Genomic DNA, 22962 nt, shown 5'->3' with positions numbered 1-22962 from the left:
ACTCGTACCAGGAGCCGAACAGCGCGCGTTCCCGCTCCACCAGCAGCGGCATCGGATCCGAGGCGGTGACCAATTCCCGCAACGGGTACCGGGCCAGGACCTCGTTCACCTGCGGTGCCAGGGCCGCCGCGAGGCGCCAGGCGGCCGGGCGTTTCTCGTCACGCAGGGCCGCGGCCGCGGCCCGCACGACCGATCGCCGTTCCTTCGGGACTCCGGCGGCCGCGCGCTCGTACAGCCGGGCGCCCTCCTCCATGACCAGTTCGGTGTCGATACCGGCCGGGATCTTGATGCGTGCGTGGTGCTGCCAGGTGGCGACCGGGTCGGCCCAGGCCTCCACCGTGTAGGTCCAGCGGCCCGGTTCGCCCGCGGTGACGGTCGCGCCCCAGCGGTCGGTGCCCGGGGCGAGTTCGCGCATCGGCGTCCAGGGGCCGGGCCGGCCGGCCGGGTCGCGCAGGACGACGTTCGCCGCGACCGCGTCGTGTCCCTCCCGGAAGACGGTGGCCGACACCTCGAACGACTCTCCGGTGACCGCTTTGGCCGGCCTGCGCCCCTGCTGCACCACGGGGCGTACGTCGAGGACGGGGATGCGGCCGAGGGTGGTCTCCCCGAAGGCGGGCGCGGCGTCGGCGGGGCCCGGCGGGCCGGGCACATCAGGGGTGGGCTTCACGGCTTTCCTGCCCGTTGTCTTCTTCGAGGTCTTCTTCGCCGGTGCCGTGCTCTTGCCGCCGGCCGGCGGTGCTGACGAGTGGTGCGTGGCGGGCATGACCGCTCCTGTCCGCGTCAACGTGGGTGTGGGCGGATGGATGTGGGGAGGTGGGTCCTGCGGAGGTGCTGGGTGACGCCTGTGGGGTGTGTACCGGAGGAGCCTTCCCACCCCGCTCGGGTGGGCAATCCGGAACCCTGGTAACTACTCTCGCGTATGTCCACCCGCAAGACCGGCCTCCTTCTTCCGAGTGCCCGGTGACCGCCTCCACACGCCCCGACACCCCCGGCGGGTGGGTCCCCACCGACGCCCGGGTAACCACTACCGTCGAGGGTGACGACGAGACGTACAGCGCCGTACGTCTTCCCCCGTAACGCGTCCGAGGTGGAATGTGAAGGCGATCCGTCGGTTCACCGTCCGTCCCGTTCTCCCCGAACCCCTCCGGCCGCTGAGCGACCTGGCGCGCAATCTGCGCTGGTCCTGGCATGCGGAAACGCGCGATCTGTTCCAGTCCGTCGATCCCGAGGCCTGGGCCGCGGCCGGGGGCGACCCCGTGCGGATGCTGGGCCGCGTGCGGTCGGGCAGGCTGGCCGAACTGGCCGGGGACCGGAGGTTTCTGCGCCGTCTCGGCGCGGTCGCCGACGACCTCGACGACTATCTGACCGGCGACCGCTGGTATCAGACACAGGCGGACGGCCTGCCCGCCGCGGTGGCCTACTTCTCCCCGGAGTTCGGCATCACGGCCGCGCTGCCCCAGTACTCCGGCGGCCTCGGCATCCTCGCGGGCGACCATCTCAAGGCCGCCAGTGACCTGGGTGTCCCCCTGATCGGAGTCGGGCTCCTCTACCGGCACGGCTACTTCCGGCAGAGCCTGTCCCGTGACGGCTGGCAGCAGGAGCACTATCCGGTGCTCGACCCCAACGAGCTGCCCCTCAGCCAGCCGAAGGAGGCCGACGGCGCCCCGGCGCAGGTCTCGCTGGCGCTGCCCGGCGGCAAGGCGTTGCACGCCCGGATCTGGCTGGCCCAGGTGGGCAGGGTGCCGCTGCTGCTGCTCGACTCGGACGTCGAGGAGAACGACCTCGGCGAACGCGGCGTGACCGACCGGCTCTACGGCGGCGGCAGCGAGCACCGGCTGCTGCAGGAGATGCTGCTCGGCATAGGAGGTGTCCGGGCGGTGCGGACGTACTGCCGGCTCACCGGGCACCCGGAGCCGGAGGTGTTCCACACCAACGAGGGCCACGCGGGCTTCCTGGGCCTGGAACGGATCGCCGAACTGTGCGCCGACGGCCTGGACTTCGACTCCTCGCTGGAGGCGGTGCGCGGCGGCACGGTCTTCACCACGCACACACCGGTCCCGGCAGGCATCGACCGCTTCGACCGGGAACTGGTCGCCCGGCACTTCGGGCCGGACGCCGAGCTGCCCGGCATCGAGGTGGACCGCGTCCTGCGCCTCGGCATGGAGACCTATCCGGGCGGCGAGCCGAACCTGTTCAACATGGCCGTGATGGGGCTGCGGCTGGCCCAGCGGGCGAACGGCGTGTCCCTGCTGCACGGGCAGGTCAGCCGGGAGATGTTCGCGGGCCTGTGGCCGGGGTTCGACGCCGAGGAGGTGCCGATCACCTCCGTCACCAACGGGGTGCACGCGCCGACCTGGGTCGCTCCGGAGGTGCTGCGGCTCGGTGCCCGGCAGGTCGGCTCCGAGCGCGCCGAGGACGCGCTGACCGTCGGGGGCTCCGAGCGCTGGGACTCGGTCGCGGACATCGCGGACCAGGAGATCTGGGAGCTGCGCCGCACCCTGCGCGAACAGCTGGTGCTGGAGGTACGCGAGCGGCTGCGGGTGTCCTGGCACCAACGGGGCGCCGCGAACGCCGAGTTGGGGTGGATCGAGGGGGTGCTGGATCCGGACGTCCTGACGATCGGCTTCGCCCGCCGGGTCCCGTCGTACAAGCGCCTGACCCTGATGCTGCGTGACCGCGACCGGCTGATGGAGCTGCTGCTGCATCCGGAGCGCCCGATCCAGATCGTCGTGGCGGGCAAGGCGCATCCGGCGGACGACAGCGGCAAACGCCTGGTCCAGGAACTGGTCCGCTTCGCGGACGACCCCCGGGTGCGCCACCGGGTCGTCTTCCTGCCCGACTACGGCATGGCGATGGCGCAGAAGCTCTACCCCGGCTGCGACGTCTGGCTCAACAACCCCCTGCGCCCGCTGGAGGCCTGCGGCACGTCCGGCATGAAGGCGGCGCTGAACGGCTGCCTGAACCTCTCCGTCCTGGACGGCTGGTGGGACGAATGGTTCCAGCCGGACTTCGGCTGGTCCATCCCGACGGCGGACGGCGCCGGCACGGACCCGGACCACCGCGACGACATCGAGGCGGCGGCGCTCTACGATCTTCTGGAACAGCGGGTCACCCCCCGCTTCTACGAACGCGGACGCGCCGGTCTGCCCGACCGCTGGATCCAGATGGTTCGCCAGACCCTCGGTCTGCTCGGCCCCAAGGTGCTGGCCGGCCGCATGGTCCGCGAGTACGTCGACCGCCTCTACGTCCCCGCCGCACAGGCGCACCGCGCGCTGACCCCGGACACCGCGAGCGCACTGGCCGAGTGGAAGGCGAGGGTCCGGGCGGCCTGGCCGGGCGTGAGCGTCGACCACGTGGAGACGACCGCGACGACGGCCACGGCGGAGCTGGGCACGACGGTGGACCTGCGGGTCCGGGTCGGCCTGGGCGACCTGACCCCCGACGACGTCGAGGTCCAGGCGGTGTCCGGCCGGGTCGACGCGGAGGACCGCATCACCGACGCGACGGTCGTCCCGCTGAAGCCGACCGGCACCCCGGACCTGGAGGGCCGCCTGCTGTACGAGGGCCCCCTGGCCCTGGACCGCACCGGCCCCTACGGCTACACGGTCCGCATCCTGCCGGCCCACCGGTTGCTCGCCTCCGCCGCCGAGCTCGGCCTGCTGACGGTGCCTTCGGAGGAGGTGGTGGAGGGGTCCGGAGTGCTGCTGCGGTAGGGGGCAGGGTCTGCCGGGGGACGAGGAGCCCCCTCCCGGGCGGGTTCCTCAGTCCTCGGACAGCCCCGCGCACAGCTTGCGCAGCACCGTCCCGCACCGGCGGGCGTACGCGTGCTGCAGCCCCCGGGTCGCCGGGCCGCCCGCCTTCGCGTACCACTTGGCCCCCCTGCTGAAGGCCGCGACCGTCAGCCACACCGTGCCGTCGCCCGTACGGTCGACCACGAAGGCCTCCTCGCCGCACTCGGGGTGGCCCTCCAGGGTGCCGTAGGCCCAGCCGGCCCGGCGGGGGTCCTCGGCCGTCCAGATGATGCGGCAGGGGGCCTTGATCAGGGCGGCCAGGGTGACAGTGACGTCGACGCCGGGGGCCGCCCGGTCGGCGCCCGCGTCGATGCCCACGCCCAGGGCGCGGTGCATCTCCCACGTGAGGACCGCCTCGGCGGCCCGCTGGAAGACCGCGTGGCCTTCGCCGAGGCGGGTGCGTACGAGCATGGGATGGAAGCCGGGCGGGCAGTACGTCAGGACGTCGCGGGTCGCGCCGACCGGCTCGTAGGTGAAGGGCGCCGAGGACATGGGTCACAAGGGTAGGGCGGGCCCCGGAGTGCCTTCCTCCTGGGGCCCGCCCGTCAGCCGCCGGGTCAGCTGGTGACGTTGACCGCGCTCCAGGCCGCCGCCACCGTCTTGTACTCGGTGCTGCTGGAGCCGTACAGGTCCGCCGCCGCCGACAGGGTGCCCGAGCGGGCGTCGGAGTAGTCGGTGGTGGAGGTGAAGTACTCGGTCAGCGCCTTGTACCAGATCTGCAGCGCCTTGTCCCGGCCGATGCCGGTGACCGTGGAGCCGTTCTTCGTCGGGGAGTTGTAGGTCACCCCGTTGATCGTCTTCGAGCCGCTGCCCTCGGACAGCAGGTAGAAGAAGTGGTTCGCGACACCGGACGAGTAGTGGACGTCCAGGTTGCCGACGGAGGAGGACCAGTAGTCCGCCGAGCCGCCGTCCTTGCTGGGCTTGTCCATGTAGCGCAGCGGGGTGCCGTCGCCGTTGATGTTGATCTTCTCGCCGATGAGGTAGTCACCCTTGTCGGACGAGTTGTTGGCGTAGAACTCCACGCCGGTGCCGAAGATGTCGCTGGTCGCCTCGTTCAGGCCACCGGACTCACCGGAGTACTCCAGGCCCGCGGTGTTGGCGGTGACGCCGTGGCTCATCTCGTGCCCGGCCACGTCCAGCGAGGTCAGCGGGTCGGTGTTGCCGTCGCCGTCGCCGTACGTCATGCAGAAGCAGCTGTCGTCCCAGAACGCGTTCACGTACGCGTTGCCGTAGTGGACGCGCGAGTAGGCGCCGACGCCGTTGTTCTTGATGCCGCTGCGGCCGAAGGTGCTCTTGTAGAAGTCCCAGGTCTCCGCCGCGCCGTAGGCGGCGTCCGCGGCCGCGGTCTGGTCGGAGGAGGAGCTGGAGGCGGTACCGGTGCCGAAGACGTTGGTCGAGCTGGCCACCAGGGTGCCCTTGCCGGACGTCTTGCGGGCTAGGTTGTAGGTCTTGTGACCGCCCCGGGCGCTGTCGGTGAGCTGGTACGTCGAGCCCGACTGCGTGCTGTTCAGGCTGACCGTGCCGGAGTACAGCGTCTTGCCCTGGAAGAGCTTCTTGCCGGTGGCCGCGTCGGTGATGACGTGCAGCTGGTTCGGGGTGCCGTCGTCCTGCAGACCGCCGACGACCGTCTCGTAGGCGAGGACGGCCTTGCCCGAGCCGGCCCAGATCACCTTGCGGGCGCCGTCCGAGGCGGACTTGGCGGAGCCGAGGGTCTTGGCGGCGGACACCGCCTGCTTCTCGGCCTTGGCGGCCGTGATCTGCGGCTTGAGCGAGGCGACCTTGATGGCCGCCTTGTTCGCTCTGGTCACACCCGCGTAGGTGCGCTCGTAGCGGGTGTGGACGGTGCCGTCGGCGTCCTTGACGACGTCCTTGACGACCAGCTTCTCCTTGGCCCCCAGGCCTATCTGCTGGGCGGTCGCGGCCGCGCCGGCCTGCGCCTTCTGGATCAGGGAGGTGCGGGCGGCGGCGGACAGCGCGGTCGGCGCCGCGGCCGTCCTGGCGGCGGCACCGGCCGGGGTCTGGGCCGAGGCGTTGGCGGCCAGACCGGTGGAGAGGAGGGCTCCGGCGGCGACGGCGGTGGCGACGGCCAGGGTGGTGCGCTTGTGACGCGCGTAGCGGGGGGTCACGCAAGCTCCTTCTGTGGGGAGTCCGGTCAGCGTGGGGTTACTGGCCGGAACGGTGTGGTGAAGCTCTGCGGCGGGTGAGGGAAGAGTGACATCAGGGACGCGTACATGTCAGGGCCCTGAAGTGATGTTGGCTGAAAAACGACTGTCCGAGAAACGTTGCAGGTGTGTTAACGGGGGTCGCCCGAGGGTGCTTGACCCTCGGACAACCCCCAGTTCCCGGGCTTTTGGCGGCCGGTTTACGGGAACGTCAGCTTCCAGTCGTTGAGTGTTCCGGTGTCGTAGGTGGCCTGATCCTGCACCTTCAATTTCCAGGTGCCGTTGGCCGTTTCGGCGGAGGCGTTGACCGTGTAGGTCTGCTTCACGTTGTCCGCGGAGTCCGAGGAGCTGAAGTTCTTCAGCCGGTACGCCTTGCCGGACGGGCCGATGAGGTCGATCACCAGGTCACCCCGCCAGGTGTGCGTGATGTCGACGCTCACCTGGAGGTTGCTCGGCGCGTTTCCGCTCCTGTCGGAGACGGTGATGTTCGAGGTGACGGCGGGCCCGTTGTCCGGGATCGCCACCGGTGTGTTGTTGTCGTACACACCGCCGCCGCCTCCGCCGCCCCCGCCGGAGCGCGAGCCGACGCCGACGCCCGCCCAGGCGTCCTGCACCGCCTTGTACTCGGCGCTGGAGGTGCCGTACAGCTCACCGGCCGCCGCGAGGGTGCCGGTGCGGGCGCCCGCGTAGTCGGTGGTGGACGTCCACTTGGTGGTCAGCGCCCGGTACCAGACCTGCAGCGCCTTGTCCCGGCCGATGCCGGTGACCGGCAGCCCGTCCGCGGTCGGCGAGTTGTAGCTGACGCCGTTGATCACCTTGGCGCCGCTGCCCTCGCTCAGCAGGTAGAAGAAGTGGTTGGCGACGCCCGAGGAGTAGTGCACGTCGAGGTTGCCGACGCCCGAGTACCAGGAGTCGGCCGAACTGCCGTCCTTGCTGGGCTTGTCCATGTAGCGCAGCGGGCTGCCGTCGCCGTTGATGTCGATCTTCTCGCCGATGAGGTAGTCCCCGACATCGGTGGAGTTGTGTTGCCGGACCCGTCGCCGTAGGTCATGCAGAAGCAGCCGTCGTCCCAGAACGCGTTCACGTACGAGTTGCCGTAGTGCACGCGGGAGTAGGCGCCGACGCCGTCGTTCCTGATGCCGCTGCGGCCGAAGGTGTTCTTGTAGAAGTCCCAGGTCTCCTGCGCGCCGTAGTGGGCGTCCGCGCCCGCGGTGGCGGCGTTGGAGTTGGTGCCGTTGCCCCAGGTGTCGTTGCTCTGCGAGAACAGGGTGCCGGTGCCCGAGGTGCCGTGGTTCAGGTTGTACGTCTTGTGGTTCCCGCGCGCGCCGTCGGTCAGCGTGTACGTCGACCCCGAGTGGGTCGTGGTCAGGTTCACCTGGCCGCTGTACCGGGTGTTGCCGACGCCCGTCTCGATGCCCTGGTACTCGTAGAGCTTCTTGCCGGTGGCCGCGTCGGTGATGACGTGCAGCTGGTTCGGGGTGCCGTCGTCCTGCAGGCCGCCGACGACCGTCTCGTAGGCCAGGACGGGCTTTCCGCTCGCCGCCCAGATCACCTTGCGGACGGAGTCGGCCGCCGGCCTGCTGCCGCCGAGGGCCCGGGCCCGCTGCACCGCCTGCTTCTCGGCCGCGGCCTTCGGCACGGCCGGGGTGAGACCGGTGACCTTCAGCGTGGTGTCGGTGGCCTTGACGACGTCCATGGTCTTGCCCGACCTGGACTCCACGACGAGGTCGCCGCCGAGCACCGGAAGGCCGGCGTAGGTGCGCTCGTAGCGGGTGTGCAGGGTGCCGTCGGCGTCCTTGACGACGTCCTTGACGACCAGCTTCTCCTTGGCGCCGAGGCCGAGGTTCCGGGCGGTGGCGGCCGTCGTCGCGTCGGCGTGGCGTATCAGCTCGACGCGCTGCGAGGGCGTGAGCTTGACCGCGACATGGGCCGGATTCATCCTGCCCGGCTGCGGCTTCGACGGTGTGGCACTGGCGGCGCCGGACTGGACGGCGGCGATCAGGGCGGCGACACCGGCGAGGGCGACGGTGGCGGTGCGGCGTTGCGCTGTGTGGGAGGTGCGTCTGCGAGAGGAGGAACTGCTGCTCAACACTGACTCCTTCTGCGTGACCGCGGGTCGCGCGGCCAGGGGAGACCGGACGGTGGGTTGGGACGTCCGGGCAGAACAGGGCGTTACGCGGAACCACGTGCAGGCCGATCGTGCACAGCAGGGGTGGCACTGTGGGGTTGCTGTGAGTCGGCCTGGGAAGAGTGACAGGGGATCAGTGCACCTGTCAGGACCGCGTCACAAAGTTGGCCGGAAATGGTTCGTTGTCCGGATGTTCATGTTCGTTATGCGAACCGTTGGTTGATCGGTGCGGCGCCCCTTCAGCGCCCTCTCCCCGCCCTCCCCACCACCCGCACCCTCTGCCCCGTCACGGCCCCGCGGTGTCGCCGTGCCAGGTCCGCCACAGTGCCGCGTAGGCGCCGTCGGCGGCCACCAGGTCGTCGTGCGTGCCCAGTTCCGTCAGACGGCCGTCCTCCATGACCGCCACCCGGTCGGCGTCGTGGGCCGTGTGCAGACGGTGCGCGATGGCGATGACCGTACGGCCCTGCAGGACGGCGGCGAGCGCGCGTTCGGCGTGCCGGGCCGTCGCGGGGTCCAGCAGGGCGGTGGCCTCGTCCAGGATCAGGGTGTGCGGGTCGGCCAGCACCACCCGGGCCAGGGCGAGCTGCTGGGCCTGGGAGCCGTCGGTGGAGCGGCCGCCCGCGCCCAGCGGGGTGTCGAGGCCGTCCGGCAGCTCCCGCACCCAGTCGGCGCCGACCGCGGCGAGCGCCGCCCACAGGTCGGCGTCCGAGGCGTCGGGCCCGGCGATCAGGAGGTTGTCGCGGACCGTGCCGAGGAACACATGGTGCTCCTGCGTCACCAGCACCACCTGGCGGCGCAGCAGCTCCGGCGCCAGGTCGGCGACCGGCACCCCGCCCACCGTCACCGCTCCGGCCCCTGGCCGGTCGACGCCCGCGAGCAGCCGGCTCAGTGTCGTCTTCCCGGCGCCTGACGGGCCCACCACCGCGAGCCGTTCCCCGGGCCGTACCGTCAGGTCCACCCCGCGCAGCACCTCGCCGCCGCGCTCGTAGGCGTACCGGACCGCGCGCACGTCGATGCGGTCGTCCGCCGGAACCGGCGAGCCGTCCGCGCCGTCCCCGCGCGGCGGCGCCTGCGCCAGCCCCTCCACCCGGGCGAACGAGGCGCCGCTGCTCTGCAGTTGCTCCACACGCATCAGGATCTGGTCCAGCGGCTCGGTGAACTGCCGCAGATACAGCGCCGCGGCCACCACCGCGCCCACCCCGACCTCGCCCCGCTGGTGCAGCCAGCCGCCGAGCAGCAGCACGCCCGCCACGGGCACGGTGTACGTCACCTCGACCGCCGGGAAGAACACCGTTCGCAGGAACAGCGTGTACAGGCGGGTGCGGCGGGACTCCTCCAGCGCGTCGCGGCTCGCCGTGATCCGCCGGTGCAGCAGCCCGAACGCCTCGACGGTCCGGGCCCCGGCCGCCGTCGCGGCGACGATCTCCGCGACCTGGGAGGTGGCCGCGCCCTCGGCGAGATAGCCGTCCCGGGCCCGGCGCAGATACCAGCGCAGCGCCAGCCGGATCGGGGTCAGCCCGAGCAGCCCGAACGCCCCGAGCAACGGGTCCAGCGCGAAGACCGCGCCCAGCACGAACAGCGCCTGCACGGTGTTGACCAGCAGTTCCGGGCCGACGTCCCGGAGCGTGGTGCCGACGATCGCCACGTCCGCCGTGCCGCGTGCCGTCAGATCGCCGGTGCCGGCCCGCTCCACCACGGACGCGGGCAGCGCCAGCACCCGGTCGACGTACTGCTCGCGCACCCGGGCCAGTGTCCGCTCCCCGAACCGGTATCCCACATACCGCGCCCAGCGGGCGAGCAGCAGCTGGGCCAGCGCGCACAGCAGGATCCACAGCGCGAGCCGGTCCACCACCCCGACCCCGTGCCCGGTCCGCACCTCGTCGACGATCCGCCCGACCAGCCACGGCCCCACCAGCCCCGCCCCCGCGGCCAGTGCGTTCAGCAGCAGCGCGGCGGTGAACGCCCGCCCGTCGGCCCGGACCAGCCGTAGCGCGGCCCGCCGCACCCGGCCACGGTCGGCAACCGGCAACAGCCCCTCGCCCGCGGTCACCGTTCACCCCCGATCTGCCCGCCCGCGGCCGGTGTGACGGTGAAGGCCCGTTCGCCGGCCTGGCCCGGCCGTAGCGCGGCCCGCCGCACCCGGCCCCGGGTGGCGACCGGCAGCAGTCCTCCGCCCGCCGTCACCGTCCGCCCTCGATCCGTCCGTTCGGCCGTGGTCGCCGGGAGCAGTCCTTCGCCCGTTGTCATCGGCTGGCTCCGGTCCGCTCGTTCGGCCGTGTCCGCCGGGAGTAGTCCTCCGTGCGCTGTCACCGGCTGGCTGCGATCCGCTCGTTCGGCCGTGTCCGCCGGGAGCAGTCCTTCGCCCGCCGTCACCGTCCGCCCCCGATCCGCCCGGCCGGCCATGGCCGCCGGCAACAGCCCCTCGCCCGCCGTCACCGTCCGTCCCCGATCCGTCCGTTCGGCCACGGCCTCACCGCGGCCGGTGCGGTGGCGAAGGTACGCTTGCCGGCCCGGGCCGACCGTGGCGCGGCCCGCCGTACCCGGCCGTGGGTGGCGACCGGCAGCAGTCCTCCATCCGCCCTCACCGGGCGACCCCTTCCGTGTCCCGGGCCACGAGTGATCGGTAGCCCGGTTCCGCGGTCAGCAGGTGCTGGTGCGTGCCGGTCGCCGCGACCTTGCCGTCGACGAGGAAGACGACCGTGTCCGCCCGGTCCAGCATCAGCGGCGAGGTGGACGTCACCAGCGTCGTACGGCCCTCCCGCGCCTCGCGCAGCCGCCGGGCGACCGTCGCCTCCGTGTGCGCGTCCAGTGCCGAGGTCGGTTCCACCGCGAGCAGCACCTCGGGGTCGGCCGACAACGCCCGGACCAGCCTCATCCGCTGCCGCTGCCCGCCCGAGAGGCTGCGGCCCCCGCCCGCCACCGGTGAGTCCGGCCCGTCGGGCAGTGCACGCACGACGTCCTCGGCGGCGGCCGCGTACAGCGCGCGCGCCAACTCCGCCTCGGTGACCGGGTGTTCAGCGGCCACGACCTCCCGTAGCGGCCCGGCGAACAGGTCGGCCTCGTTGTCCGCGACCAGGATCCGGCGCCGTACCTCGGCGAGCGGGACCGCGTCGAGCCTTACCGCACCCCAGGTGGCGTCGGTCGGCCCGAAGCGGCCGAGCCGGTCGACCACGGCGGCGGCCTCGGCGGGCCGGGCGGCGGCCAGCGCGGTCAGCCGGCCCGGCGCCACCCGCACCCCGGACGCCGGGTCGTGCAGCTCGGCCGGTTCCCCGGGCGCGGACAGCGTGCCCTCGTCCGGCTCCGGCTCCAGCCGCAGCAGCCGTACGACCCGGCGCGCGGCCACCACGCCCCGGTTGAGGTCGTAGGTCATCTGCACGAGGAAGGCCACCGGTCCGATCAGCACCGCGACATAGCCGTACACGGCCACCAACTGGCCGATACTGAGCTGCCCCTGCGCGGTGAGCCGGGCCGCGAGCCAGGTCACCACGGCCAGGAACAGGGTGGGCAGGCCCACCCCTAGCGCCTGCACCCAGCTGGCCACCGCGCCCACCCGGTACCCCTGCGCCCGCAGCCGCCGGGAGTCGGCCCGGAAGGCGTCCGAGACCAGCCCCTTCCCGCCCAGCCCGTTGAGCACCCGCAGCCCGCCCGCGAGGTCGCCGATGCGCGCGGTGAGCACGCCCTGCCGTTCCCGGTAGACGCTCTCCGCGCCCTGCATGCGCAGCGTCAGCGGCCCGGTGACCAGCGCGATCACCGGCAGTCCGAGCAGTACGACGGCGGCCAGCGGCGGCGAGACCGTGAGTAGCAGCCCGGCCACCACCGCGTACACCACGGCGGAGCCGACGCCCGGTCCGACCACGGTCAGGGCCTGTGCGACGGTCTGCACGTCGCCGACCCCGATCGTCACCACCTCGCCGGCCCCGGCCCGGCGCCCCAGCGCGGCCCCGAGCCGCACCACATGGTCCACGACCACCTTCACGGTGCGGAAGTTGGCGTCCATCCGGACCCGGGTCATCGTGCGGTGCCGCATGATGCTCAGCCAGGCGTTCACCGCCCCGACCGCGAACATCACCGCGGTCCAGGCGGCCAGCACCCCCAGCCGCCCCGGCACCAGCCCGTCGTCCACGGCCCGCGCCATCAGATACGGCTGCGCGGCCAGCAGCACCATCCACACACTGCCCAGCACCGCCCCGGCCACGGCCCGCCCCGGCTGCCGTCGCACCAGCCACCACAGGTACCACCAGCCACCGCGGGTGTCGGGCCTGCCCGGATCCTCGTACGCGTCGATCATCCATCCCCCGATCGGCTCGGCGTCGCCGGGAAAACCCGAAGGTATCCAGGGTGGGACGGGTGCTCCAACGAATAAAAGGCCGCTCGGGGGGCGGCCGGTGGCGAGGCCGGTCCCTTTGGGGGAGGGCGCCGGCCTCGCGGGGGAGTGCGGGCTCAGCCCAGGCCGAGGCTGGAGAGGGCCGTCGTCCAGTCGGTCATGATGGCGTCCTGGGCGTCGGCGAGGCTGACGTCACCGGCGCAGACGGCCTTCTTGAGCTTGTTCTCGACGGTGTCCTTGTCCGAGGAGGCCTCGTCGCCGTAGTGCGGTTCGGGCCAGAGGTTCTGCTCGCTCCTCGGGGAGCCGCCGAGTTCGAGCGGGACGAAGTGGTCCTCCTCGTAGTCCGAGAGGCTGGTGTCGGAGTAGCCGTACTCGACGATCTGCTTCTTCTTCAGCGCGCTCGTGTAGGAGCTGGGCGGGCGTACGGTCGCGGTCCAGCCGGACACGCAGATGGTGGAGCCGATGGTGTCCTGGGTGACGTCGGGGTTGAGGGCCCCGGGCGTACAGGCGGAGTCGGGCAGGGGCAGGTAGTCCTGGCTGCAGCTCGCGGCGTGGGCGGTGCCGGTGGTGACGGTGAGGCCCGCGGCGGCGAGGGCGAGGGTGGAGAGGGTGGTCACCAGGGGGCGCGGTATTCGGGACAAGTGGGGTCTCCCGGTGCGGTGCCCGGCAGAGGTTCCGGGCGGTCGTGAGCATGACAGCACCGGGATTGTCTATGCGAGTAGACCCCTTTGCCCGACCGAGGGCTCCTTTGGTTGAACGTTTATTCGCGCGAGTGCGGCGGAAGGTGTGGCCTTGGCATGGTCTTGACATGACGGGGGTGCGGTGTGGCCGACGGGCCCCGCGAGGGCTCGCGAGCCGGTCCGCCGGGAGGCGTGACGCTTCGTCAACTGCCTGTCGTGGCCCGGGTGAACAGCCGTTGAACCGGCGGTGCCCGGATCAGTTCGGGCCGGACCGGCCCGCCATGTCCTGGGGAGGCCGGCCCAGGATCCCCCGGTCGTACCCCACCGCCACCGCCGCCGCCCGGTCGTTGACGCCGAGCTTGGCGTACAGGTGGGTGAGGTGGGTCTTGACCGTGGCCTCGCTGATGAACAGTTCGCGGGCGATCTCGCGGTTCGAGGTGCCCTTGGCGACCAGGGCCAGGACCTCGCGCTCGCGGGCGGACAGGGGCTCGGCGTCGGGCCGGCGGGGCGTGCGGACGGCCTGGACCAGGCGGGAGGCGACGGCGGGGGAGAGGACCGTACGGCCCTCGGCGGCGGCCCGGACGGCGGTGAACAGCTCGTCGCGCGGGGCGTCCTTGAGGAGATAGCCGGTCGCGCCCGCCTCGATCGCGGGCAGCGTGTCGGAGTCGGTGTCGTAGGTGGTGAGGACCAGGACCTTGGCGCGGGCGCCGCGCCGGGTCAGCTCGCGGATGGCGTCCACACCGGAGCCGCCGGGCATCCGCAGGTCCATCAGGATCACGTCCGGGTCCAGGGCCGCGGCCCGGGCCACCGCCTCGACGCCGCTCGCGGCCTCGCCGAGCACGGTGAAGCCGGCGGCGGAGTCGAACATGCCGCGCAGGCCGTCGCGGACGACCGGGTGGTCGTCGACGATCAGCAGGGAGACGGGAGATTCAGCGGTCATCACCCACCAACGGTACGCGAGCCGACACCGCCGTACCGTGCCCCGGCTCCGACTCCAGCGTGAGGGAGCCCGCGATGCGTTCGGCGCGGGCCCGCATGCCGTCCAGGCCGAAGCCCCCGCCGCGCGTCCGCTCCGGGACGGCGGCCGGGTCGAAGCCGGTGCCGTCGTCGCGGATGTCGAGGGTGACCTCGTCGCCCATGAAGGAGAGGGTCACCCCGACACGGCTCGCGCGGGCGTGCCGGGCCGCGTTGGACAGGGCCTCCTGGGCGATGCGCAGCAGCGTCGCCGAGACCTCGTCGTGGAGCTGCTCGGTGGTGCCGGTGACCGTGAAGTCGGCCCGTACACCGGTGCGTTCGCCCCACTCGGCGACCGTCTTCTTCAGCGCCTCCGGCAGCCCGTCGGCGGCCAGCGCGACCGGGGCCAGGTTGTGCACCGAGCGGCGGGCCTCGCCGAGGCTGTGCCGGGCGAGTGCCGAGGCCCGCTCCAGGTGGGTGCGGGCGGTGGTCAGATCGGGGGCGTTCGCCACCACCTGCAGCTGGGCGATGATCCCGGTCAGGCCCTGCGCGATGGTGTCGTGGATCTCGGCGGCGAGCCGGCGGCGCTCGTCGGCCACCCCCGCCTCCCGCGCCTGCACGAGCAGCTGGGCGTGCAGCGCGGCGTTCTCGTCCAGCGCCTGCTGCAACGCCGTGTTGGTGCGCTCCAGTTCGTCGATGGTGCCGGCCTGGACGGCGGCGCGGTCCTGCTCCTGCACGGCGTACCGGGTGAACACGGTGACCATGCCCATGTTGACGGCCAGGACCAGGCAGAAGCCGAGCCACAGGAACAGCCCGTGCGGCGGCCAGCCGCCGATCTCGCTGCCGGCCATGGTGACGGCGGTCAGGAAGAGACCGGGCAGCACCAGCCGGCGCGGCAGCTCGCGGCCCGCGGTGTAGTAGCCGGTCACGGCGTAGAAGGCGAAGAACGGGTTGGCCCAGGTCAGCATGAAGGCGAGGGCCCAGCGCAGCAGGTAGAGGCAGACGTCGGTCCGGCTCGGGTCCGGCCGCTTCCGCTTCACCGCGCCCCAGCACAGCTGCAGCACGACCGCCACGGGCACGAGGACGGCGCACACGACCATCCCGGGCCGGTCCATGCCGACCGCGCGGGCGGAGATCGCCGCCGCGACGACACCGACGGTCAGCAGCGCCCAGGGCCCCCACCTGTCGAAGGAGACCCGGGCCGGCAGGTGCGTGTCGGTCGTCATGCCACCAGTGTCCGGCACGACTCGCTCACTCCCAGCGGAACCAGCGCGCCGCCCCCGCCGTCAGCAGCACCGTCCAGCCCGCGAGCACGCCCAGGTGCCCCCAGCCGGGCCAGTCACCGGAGGCCGCCTCGCCCAGCGCGCGGGCCGCCGCACCGAACGGGGTGAGCTGCACCACACGGGCCAGTGTGTGCGGCATCTCCTGGACCGGCAGCCACACGCCCGCGCAGAACATCATCGGGAAGAACACCGCCGAGCCGATCGCGCTCGCCATCTTCGTGGTGCGGGACAGCGCCGAGACGACGGAGCCGAGGGCCAGGGCCGCCCCGGTCGTGAGCAGCAGCGCCAGCAGGTAGCCGGCCGGCTGCTCGGGCAGCCGCACGTCGAAGGCCAGCCGGCCGACGACGAGCGCGAGCAGCGCGGAGCCCAGCGCCACCGTGCCCAGGACGACCATCGGCGCGGACAGCAGGGCGGAGGGCCGTACCGGAGTGAGCCGCATCCGGCGCAGGATGCCCCGCTCCCGGTGGCCGGTCAGGACCTGGGGCAGCGACTGCACCCCGGACATGATCAGGGCGACCAGGACGGTGATGGGGACGTAGGCGTCGACCGGCCGCAGGCCGCCCAGGGACTTGTCGGCCTCCCGGAACGACGGGATCGAGCCGAGGATCACCAGCAGCAGCGTCGGGAACAGGAAGATCCAGAACACGGCCGCGGGTTCGCGGCGGAACAGGCGGAACTCGGTGCGCAGGACGGCGGTGTTCATGCCGCGGCCTCCTTCGTCAGGTCCAGGAACGCGTCGTCGAGGGTGGCGTCGAGGACACGGAGCTGATGGGCGGTGATGTGGTGCCGGGCGAGCAGGGTGATGACCGCGTTGACGGTCTCGTCGGTACCGGAGAGCGTGATCCGGCCGTCCTTGTGCTCGACGGAGGCGATGGCCGGGAGGGCGGCGAGGTCATGCTCGTCCAGCGGCGCGGACGGGGTGAAGCTGATGACGGTGGCGCCCGCCGAGCGGCGGATGAGCCCGGCCGGTGTGTCCAGCGCCGCGACCCGTCCCTTGTCGATGACCGCGATCCGGTCGCACAGCCGCTGCGCCTCCTCCATGAAGTGGGTGACCAGCAGCACGGTGACCCCGCTCGCGCGCACGTCCTCGATGAGCTGCCAGGTGTCGCGGCGGGCGCGCGGGTCCAGACCGGTGGTCAGCTCGTCCAGTACGACCACCCGCGGACTGCCGACGAGGGCCAGCGCGATGGACAGCCGCTGCTGCTGCCCGCCGGACAGCTTGCCGAACCGGGTGCCCAGCTTCGCCGTCAGCCCCAGGCGTTCGGCGAGCGGCCGCCAGTCGGCCGGGCGCGGGTGGAAGGAGGCGTACAGTTCCAGCGCCTCGCGGACGGTCAGCTTGGGCTGGAGTTCGCTCTGCTGGAGCTGGGCGCCGAGGATCCTGACGACCTCGTCGTGGTCGGCCACGGGATCCAGGCCCGCGACCCGGACCCGGCCCGCGTCGGGCACCCGCAGCCCCTCGACGCACTCCACGGTGGTCGTCTTGCCGGCGCCGTTGGGGCCGAGGATCCCGAAGATCTCGCCCTCCTCCACAGCGAACGAGACGCCGTCGACCACGGCCCGGCCGCCGTAGGACTTGCGCAGATCGGTGACTTCGATGACGGATGGCATGACTTGAGCATCCCGGGCGGGCCGGGTCCGGCACATCGGCCGGCCCGCTCGGGACGGCATCGTCCGATCGGTTGACCCCGCCCTACGACCCTCGTCGACCCCGCCTTACGACCCCCCTGTGCGGATGCTCGAACAGGCAGATCGCGGGACCGGCGGGCGGCCCGGTCCGGCCGAAACTCGGTGGGCGATGTCCGTGCCGGTCCGTACGCTCGCGGTGATGCCCACGACACGTGCAACCACCGAGGACCGCTCCGCCGTCCGCACCCTGCTGCGGCTGTGGCCGTACGTCCGGCCCGTGCGGGCACGGCTGTTCACGGCCGCGTTCGTCGCGATCGTCGCCTCCTGCACCGGGCTGGTGATCCCGCTCGTGCTGAAGTGGATGGTGGACGGCCCGGTCGCCGGCCGGGACCCGGCGGGAGTCTGGTTCGGCGCGCTGTGTCTGCTCCTCCTCGGCATCGCCGAGGCCGTCCTGTTCGGCATACGGCGCTGGCTGGTGGCCCGTCCGCTGTCGCACGTCGAGGCGGAGATGCGGGCCGGGCTCTACCGGCATCTGCAGCGGCTGCCCGTCGCCTTCCACGACCGCTGGGCCTCGGGCCAGCTGCTGTCGCGGGGCACGACCGACCTGATGCTGGTGCGGATGTTCCTCGCCTTCCCGCTCACGTTCCTGCTGGTCAACGGGATCACGATTCTCGCCGGCATGGTGATCATGCTGATGCAGGACTGGGTGCTGGGGCTGGTCGTCCTCGGTCCCGTCATCCCCGTGATGTGGACCTGCGCGCTCTTCGAGCGGCGGTACGCCCAGGTGGCGCGGCGCGCGCAGGACCAGGTCGGTGATCTGACGACGGTGGTCGAGGAGAGCGTGCTCGGCATCCGCATCATCAAGGGCTTCGGCCGGCACCGCAGCCAGGCCCGGGCGTTCGGCGAACTCTCGCTCACCCTGCGCGGCACGGAGCTGCGCAAGGCGCGGCTGCTGGCCGCCATCTGGGGTGTCATCGTGACGCTGCCGGAGCTGGCGATCGGGGCCGCGCTGGTGCTGGGCGCCGTCCGGGTGGCCGACGGCGAGCTGTCGGCGGGCACGCTGGTGGCCTTTCTGAGCACGGCGCTCGCCCTGCGCTGGCCCGTCGACTCGATCGGCTTCCTGCTGGCGATGAGCCAGGAGGCGGCGACGGCCACGGAGCGGTACTTCGAGGTGCTGGACGAGAGGCCGGAATCCGCCGGGGAGGCACCCGCCGGCGCGGCGGGCGGCAGCCCGCGCCCGGCCGGCCGGCCCACCGGGCTCCGCTTCGAGAACGTCCGGTTCCGCTACCCCGACGCACCCCCCGGCTCCGCACCCCTCCTCGCCCGCATAGACCTCCACATCCGCCCCGGCGAGTCCATGGCCCTCGTCGGGGCGACCGGCAGCGGCAAGACCACGCTCACCGCCCTCGTCCCCCGCCTGCACGAGGTCACCTCCGGCCGCATCACCCTCGACGGCGTCGACATAGCCGCCATGCCCCGCGAGGAACTGCGCGCCAAGGTCGCCGTCGCCTTCGAGGAACCCACCCTCTTCTCCACGAGCGTCGGCGAGAACGTCCTGATGGGAGCCCCGGACGGCGCCGGAGGGCCGGACCTCGACCGCGCGCTCGCCGTCGCGCAGGCCGACTTCGCGCACGCCCTCCCCCAGGGCACCGACACCCGCGTCGGCGAGCAGGGCCTCAGCCTCTCCGGCGGCCAGCGCCAACGCCTCGCGCTGGCCCGCGCGGTGGTCGCCCGACCGGAGTTCCTGGTGCTGGACGACCCGCTGTCCGCGCTGGACGTGCACACGGAGGCCGCCGTGGAGGCCGCGCTGCGACGGGTCCTCGCCGACACCACCGCGCTGATCGTGGCCCACCGCCCGTCCACCGTGCTGCTCGCCGACCGCGTCGCCCTGCTCTCGGGCGGCCGGATAGCGGCCGTCGGCACCCACCAGGAACTCCTGCGCCACAACGCCGAGTACGCGCATCTGATGTCCGCGGACGCCGGGTACGCCGGGGATACGGAGGACTCCCGTTGACCACCACGACCGCCTCCACGCCCACCGCCGAGGACGACGAACTCCCCGGCGCACACCGGGAGGACGGCGGCGGTGACGGCGACGTCTTCGACCGGGACGTGCTGCCCGCCCCGCCCGGCGCCACGGCCGCCCTGCTGCGCTCCCTGCTCGCGCCCCTGAAGGGCAGGGCCGCCGTGACCACCCTCCTGCTGCTGTGCCAGCAGGCGGTGGTGCAGGCGGGCCCGCTGCTGGTGGCGTACACCATCGACCACGCCGTACCGGTCTTCCGGGACCACCGCCACGGCCCGCTGATCGCGGTGGCCGTCGGCTATCTGCTGTGCGCGCTGCTCTCCGGCGCGCTGCAGTTCGCGTTCATCGAGGCCTCCGCCCGGGTCAGCCAGGACGTGCTGCTCGACCTGCGGGGCCGGATCTTCCGGCACGCGCAGGCGCTGAGCATCGACTTCCACGAGCGGTACACGTCCGGACGGCTGATCTCCCGCTCCACCACCGACGTCGAGTCGCTGCGCGAACTCCTCGACGAGGGGCTCCAGGAGCTGGTGACCGTCGTGCTGTCCTTCGTCTACATCGCGGCGCTGCTGCTCTGGCTGGACCTCGGTCTGGGCGCCGTCGCGGTGGCCTCCTTCGTGCCGCTGTACCTGCTCGTCCGGCTCTACCAGCGGCGGGCGGGCCGGGTGTACCGGGCGCGCTCGACGGCGATCGCGGCCGTGATCGTGAAGTTCGTGGAGACCATGAACGGCATCCGCCCGGTGCGCGCCTTCCGCCGGGAGGCCGCGAACGACGCCGAGTTCGCCGTCCTCAACCGGCGGCACGAGCGCACCAACGGCGACGCGCTGCTGGAGATGGCCCGCTATGTGGTCGGATCGCGGCTGGTGGCCAACACGGCGGTCGCGGGAATCGTGCTGTGGGGCGCCTACCGGGTGGCGTCCGGCTCGCTGGAGCTGGGCGTGCTGGCGGCGGCGGTGCTGTACCTGCGCCGGCTGTACGACCCGATCGACCGGCTGGGGATGTTCCTGAACTCCTACCAGTCGGCGGCGGCCTCCCTGGAGAAGATCGCCGGGCTGCTGGCGCAGACCCCGTCCGTGCCCGAGCCGTCCGAGCCGCGCGCACTCCCGCCCGCACAGGGGGACCTCCCCGGCCGGGAGGTCGTCTTCGACGGCGTCCGGTTCGCCTACCGCACCGGCGGTGAGGTGCTGCCCCGCTTCACGCTGACCCTCCCGGCGGGACAGACGGTCGCCGTCGTCGGCTCCACGGGCGCCGGCAAGTCCACCCTCGCCAAGCTCCTCGCCCGCTTCTACGACCCCTCCGACGGCCGCGTCCTGCTGGACGGGGTGGATCTGCGCGAGCTGTCCGTGCCGGAGCTGCGGCGCGGGGTGGTCATGGTGACCCAGGAGGCGTTCCTGTTCTCCGGCACGGTCGCGGACAACATCGCCATCGGCCGGCCCGACGCCACCCGCGAGGAGATCGAGCGCGCGGCGATGGCGATCGGCGCGCACGAGTTCATCAGCGCGCTGCCCGACGGCTACGACACCGACGTCCGCAAGCGCGGCGGCCGGATCTCCGCCGGGCAGCGCCAACTGGTCGCCTTCGCCCGGGCGCTGCTCGCCGATCCGGCGGTGCTGATCCTGGACGAGGCGACCAGCTCGCTGGACATCCCGGGCGAGCGGGCCGTGCAGCGGGCGATGTCGACGGTCCTGCGCGGCCGCACGGCCGTCGTCATCGCCCACCGGCTGTCCACGGTGGAGATCGCGGACCGGGTGCTGGTGATGGAACACGGCCGGATCGTCGAGGACGGCAGGCCCGCCGAACTCATCGCCGGCACCGGCCGGTTCGCGGACCTGCACCAGGCCTGGCGGGACAGTCTGGCCTAGCGGACCGCCCCGGGGCGTGGGGCGGCGGACCGCCCGCGGCCGGGATCACGGCACCCCCAGCTCGAAGAGGGCGTAGCCGGCGTACGACCCGGAGGCGAGCGCCGCGATGCCGAGCAGGGTGCACTGCAGGGGCAGGCTCAGCCGGCGCATGGCCACCGCGAGCGGCAGGAACAGCGGGAAGCAGGGCAGCAGATAGCGGGAGATGTTGGCGACGATCTGCTGGCTGCCGAGGACCAGGGCGAGCGTGAGGACGGTGTACACGACCAGCACCGCCGGCGGGCGCAGCCGCAGCAGCAGCGGCAGCAGTGCGGCGGCGAGCAGGATGACGCCGACCGCGATGACGTCGGCGAAGGGATACGCGAAGAGGTAGTCGAACTTGCCGACCGGCACGGACGTCAGCACGTCCAGGGTCTGTTTCCCGTAGTCGAAGCTGTGTGCCCAGGCGCCCGACTGGAGTTTGAAGTAGCCGCCCAGGTCGCCCATCCGGTTCCCGACCCAGAGCAGATAGCCGAACAGTCCGAGCGGGGCCAGGGCCGCCGCGAGCAGCGGGCGCAGGCCGCCTTCCTCGCGGCGGCGCAGCGCGAGCAGCGCGGCGACGCCCAGCCCGGCGATCAGCGCGGCGGCGGTGGGCCGGTTCAGGCCCGCCGCGAAGGCGAGGGCTCCGGCGGTCAGCCAGCGCCGGGTCATGACGGCGTAGCAGGTCCAGACGGCCAGCGCCACGTAGAGGGAGTCGGAGTAGACGGCCCACTCCACGCCGGAGCCCGGCCACACCGCCCACAGTCCGGCCGCGGCGAGTCCGGCCCGCCGGCCGCCGAACCGCTCGGCGACCGCGTAGACGCCGAGGGCGGCGGCGAAGGAGGCGAGGACCGACACGACCAGCCCGGCGCCGTACGAGCCGAGGCCGGTGACGGCCATGACCATCCGGATCAGGGCCGGATACAGCGGGAAGAACGCCGCCGAGTTGCCCTCCAGCGTGATCAGTCCGGTGGCGCCGGGGACCGGGACGAGCCGCGGGTCGTAGCCGTGCAGGGCGATCTGCTGGTACCACCAGCCGTCCCAGGTGGCCAGCACGTCCCAGGCGTGCGCCCCGCCGCCGAACCGGGGGTTCTTGGTGCGGTAGTCCCCGGCGGAGGACAGCAGGTACATGAAGGAGCAGAAGCCGGCCAGCTTCAGTGCGCCGAACAGGGCGAGCACGGGGCCGTGCCGGCGCGCGGCGGTCCGCAGCCGGGAGCCGGCCGCGGGCGGTGCGGTGGGGGTCTGTGCGCGGGGCAGTGTCTCGGTCACGGGGTGACCGGCCCGGTGCGGGGGCGGCGGCGGGTGGGCGTGCGCCGCATCCGTACGATCCCCCGCAGGTCGGCCAGTGCGGTGGCGACGATGTCGACACTGCTGTCGGGGTCGTCGACCCAGTCCACCGGGACCTCGTGGATCCGCAGGCCCGCCCGCTCGGCCAGCACCAGCAACTCGGTGTCGAAGAACCACTCCCCGTCGCGCACCAGCGGCAGCAGCCGCTCGGCGACCTCGCGGCGCACCGCCTTGAAGCCGCACTGCGCGTCGGAGAAGCCGACGGCGAGCGTGCAGCGCAGCAGGACGTTGTAGCAGCGGGAGATGACCTCGCGCTTGGCGCCGCGCACCACCCGTGAGCCGGGCGCGAGCCGGGTGCCGATGGCCAGGTCGGAGTGGCCGGATATCAGCGGCGCGACCAGGGGCAGCAGCGCCGCCAGCCCGGTCGACAGGTCCACGTCGAGGTACGCCAGCACGGGTGCCCGCGACTGCGACCAGACCGCCCTGAGCGCCCGGCCGCGGCCCTTCTCCGGCAGCCGCGTCGAGACCACCTCGGGCAGCTCCTCGGCGAGCCGGGCGGCGATGCCCGGGGTGCCGTCGGTGCTCGCGTTGTCCGCGATGGTGATCCGGAACGAGTAGGGGAAGGTGTCCCGCAGATGCGCGTGCAGCCGCCGGACGTTCGGCTCCAGGTCCTTCTCCTCGTTGAACACGGGCACGGCCAGGTCCAGGACGGGCTCCCCGGCCTCGGTCGGCAGGGCCGCGTGCCGGGGTGCGGGCGTCAGGGCCGGCAGTCGGCGCGTTCGGAGTTTCATCACGTTGTTCCCCGTTTGTTCGTGTCGGTCGGGCATGCC

15 protein-coding genes and 2 pseudogenes are annotated in these 22962 nt (G+C 72.7%); 3 read left to right on the top strand and 14 right to left on the bottom strand.

The genetic code is table 11. The features are described from left to right. Positions 1-763: maltotransferase domain-containing protein (locus IO33_RS0135855; RefSeq protein WP_031172933.1), on the bottom strand; the 763-nt coding region annotated here is incomplete at its 3' end. 331 nt (positions 764-1094) lie between these two features. On the opposite strand from IO33_RS0135855, the gene glgP reads away from it, so the two are divergent. Further along, on the top strand, positions 1095-3713 hold the full coding sequence (gene glgP / locus IO33_RS0135850; protein ID WP_031172928.1) for an alpha-glucan family phosphorylase: 2619 nt from the start codon (positions 1095-1097) through the stop codon (positions 3711-3713). Between the two features lie 48 nt (positions 3714-3761). On the opposite strand, the gene IO33_RS0135845 is transcribed toward glgP, so the two are convergent. The 11 genes and pseudogenes from IO33_RS0135845 to IO33_RS0135790 form a co-directional block, all read right to left on the bottom strand. Then, positions 3762-4283 (bottom strand): DUF1990 domain-containing protein, encoded by a 522-nt coding sequence (locus IO33_RS0135845; protein WP_031172926.1) that lies wholly within the window; start codon positions 4281-4283, stop codon positions 3762-3764. Positions 4284-4348: 65 nt separating this feature from the next. Further along, entirely contained in the window at positions 4349-5917 is a 1569-nt protein-coding gene (locus IO33_RS0135840; RefSeq protein WP_031172924.1) for a M4 family metallopeptidase, read from the bottom strand. Between the two features lie 236 nt (positions 5918-6153). Next, positions 6154-8045, bottom strand: a pseudogene (locus tag IO33_RS44750) (M4 family metallopeptidase). A 322-nt stretch (positions 8046-8367) separates the two neighbouring features. Next, positions 8368-10131 carry an ABC transporter ATP-binding protein gene (locus IO33_RS0135830; RefSeq protein ID WP_031172922.1) on the bottom strand — a complete coding sequence of 588 codons (1764 nt, stop codon included), beginning with the start codon at positions 10129-10131 and terminating at the stop codon, positions 8368-8370. Next, entirely contained in the window at positions 10128-10328 is a 201-nt protein-coding gene (locus IO33_RS0135825) for a hypothetical protein (RefSeq protein ID WP_031172920.1), read from the bottom strand. Before IO33_RS0135825 ends, IO33_RS0135830 begins: the two co-directional genes overlap by 4 nt. A gap of 334 nt (positions 10329-10662) precedes the next feature. Beyond that, positions 10663-12369 (bottom strand): ABC transporter transmembrane domain-containing protein, encoded by a 1707-nt coding sequence (locus IO33_RS0135815; RefSeq protein WP_031172918.1) that lies wholly within the window; start codon positions 12367-12369, stop codon positions 10663-10665. A 152-nt stretch (positions 12370-12521) separates the two neighbouring features. Next, on the bottom strand, positions 12522-13046 hold the full coding sequence (locus tag IO33_RS0135810; protein ID WP_031172916.1) for a hypothetical protein: 525 nt from the start codon (positions 13044-13046) through the stop codon (positions 12522-12524). Positions 13047-13341: 295 nt separating this feature from the next. After that, a complete protein-coding gene (locus tag IO33_RS0135805) occupies positions 13342-14025 on the bottom strand; it encodes a response regulator (protein ID WP_051927151.1) in 684 nt (227 codons plus the stop codon). Then, on the bottom strand, positions 14015-15265 hold the full coding sequence (locus IO33_RS0135800) for a sensor histidine kinase (protein WP_031172913.1): 1251 nt from the start codon (positions 15263-15265) through the stop codon (positions 14015-14017). Before IO33_RS0135800 ends, IO33_RS0135805 begins: the two co-directional genes overlap by 11 nt. Before the next feature lie 25 nt (positions 15266-15290). Further along, the gene (locus tag IO33_RS0135795) at positions 15291-16025 is read right to left on the bottom strand and encodes an ABC transporter permease (RefSeq protein WP_031172912.1); all 735 of its coding nucleotides are present in this window, start codon (positions 16023-16025) and stop codon (positions 15291-15293) included. After that, positions 16022-16930: an ABC transporter ATP-binding protein gene (locus IO33_RS0135790; protein WP_031172910.1), complete on the bottom strand. Its 909-nt coding sequence runs from the start codon at positions 16928-16930 to the stop codon at positions 16022-16024. Before IO33_RS0135790 ends, IO33_RS0135795 begins: the two co-directional genes overlap by 4 nt. 217 nt (positions 16931-17147) lie before the next feature. Between IO33_RS0135790 and IO33_RS0135785 the strand changes: the two genes are divergently transcribed. After that, positions 17148-18962 carry an ABC transporter ATP-binding protein gene (locus IO33_RS0135785; protein ID WP_031172908.1) on the top strand — a complete coding sequence of 605 codons (1815 nt, stop codon included), beginning with the start codon at positions 17148-17150 and terminating at the stop codon, positions 18960-18962. Beyond that, the gene (locus IO33_RS0135780) at positions 18959-20830 is read left to right on the top strand and encodes an ABC transporter ATP-binding protein (RefSeq protein ID WP_031172907.1); all 1872 of its coding nucleotides are present in this window, start codon (positions 18959-18961) and stop codon (positions 20828-20830) included. Before IO33_RS0135785 ends, IO33_RS0135780 begins: the two co-directional genes overlap by 4 nt. Before the next feature lie 45 nt (positions 20831-20875). On the opposite strand, the gene IO33_RS0135775 is transcribed toward IO33_RS0135780, so the two are convergent. Both IO33_RS0135775 and IO33_RS0135770 read right to left on the bottom strand, forming a co-directional pair. After that, positions 20876-22114 (bottom strand): glycosyltransferase family 39 protein, encoded by a 1239-nt coding sequence (locus IO33_RS0135775; protein ID WP_031172904.1) that lies wholly within the window; start codon positions 22112-22114, stop codon positions 20876-20878. Between the two features lie 41 nt (positions 22115-22155). Further along, a pseudogene (locus IO33_RS0135770) lies at positions 22156-22923 on the bottom strand (dolichyl-phosphate beta-glucosyltransferase); the annotation flags it as partial. Positions 22924-22962 lie beyond the last annotated feature (39 nt).

The sequence above is a fragment of the Streptomyces durhamensis genome (assembly GCF_000725475.1).
Lineage (GTDB): Bacteria > Actinomycetota > Actinomycetes > Streptomycetales > Streptomycetaceae > Streptomyces > Streptomyces filipinensis.
The sequence above is the reverse complement of the archived record's forward strand: the minus strand, read 5'-3'. Positions and strand labels throughout refer to the sequence as shown.

Coding starts and splice junctions, on each gene's coding strand:
- IO33_RS0135845 (WP_031172926.1), bottom strand. CDS start 4,283: ATGTCCTCGGCGCCCTTCACCTACGAGCCGGTCGGCGCGACCCGCGAC.
- IO33_RS0135825 (WP_031172920.1), bottom strand. CDS start 10,328: ATGACAACGGGCGAAGGACTGCTCCCGGCGACCACGGCCGAACGGACG.
- IO33_RS0135815 (WP_031172918.1), bottom strand. CDS start 12,369: ATGATCGACGCGTACGAGGATCCGGGCAGGCCCGACACCCGCGGTGGC.
- IO33_RS0135805 (WP_051927151.1), bottom strand. CDS start 14,025: ATGACCGCTGAATCTCCCGTCTCCCTGCTGATCGTCGACGACCACCCG.
- IO33_RS0135800 (WP_031172913.1), bottom strand. CDS start 15,265: ATGACGACCGACACGCACCTGCCGGCCCGGGTCTCCTTCGACAGGTGG.
- IO33_RS0135795 (WP_031172912.1), bottom strand. CDS start 16,025: ATGAACACCGCCGTCCTGCGCACCGAGTTCCGCCTGTTCCGCCGCGAA.
- IO33_RS0135790 (WP_031172910.1), bottom strand. CDS start 16,930: ATGCCATCCGTCATCGAAGTCACCGATCTGCGCAAGTCCTACGGCGGC.
- IO33_RS0135785 (WP_031172908.1), top strand. CDS start 17,148: ATGCCCACGACACGTGCAACCACCGAGGACCGCTCCGCCGTCCGCACC.